Origin of the sequence: Pseudomonas sp. HY7a-MNA-CIBAN-0227, assembly GCF_040310325.1 — a bacterium.
In the GTDB taxonomy this organism is placed as follows: domain Bacteria; phylum Pseudomonadota; class Gammaproteobacteria; order Pseudomonadales; family Pseudomonadaceae; genus Aquipseudomonas.
The window spans coordinates 1-258 of record NZ_JBEOPT010000220.1; the positions used below are offsets into that span (position 1 = coordinate 1).

At 48.8% G+C, this 258-nt stretch carries 1 protein-coding gene; it reads right to left on the reverse strand.

Going from position 1 to position 258, the window contains the following annotated elements:
- The coding region (locus AAEZ06_RS27660) for a histidine kinase dimerization/phospho-acceptor domain-containing protein (RefSeq protein ID WP_350617324.1) at positions 1–258 on the reverse strand (258 nt) is incomplete at both ends.

A 258-nucleotide genomic window follows, 5' to 3' on the forward strand; every position in this document is an offset into this window, starting at 1 on the left:
TAAGTCAAAATCTCGTCAATGAGACCGTTAAGCGACTCAATATCCTCATCGATATAATCACGCTGCATAAACCGCGAGTCTTCATCATCGGTATCAGCCAACATATCGACGGCAAAGCGTATACGTGCCACTGGCGTGCGCAGCTCATGCGATACTGCGCGCGTCAGCTCGCGCTGCGACTCAATCAAACGCTTAATATGCGCGGTCATCGCATTAAAAGTCGCTGACAAACGAGCAATTTCATCTTGTCCAATGACC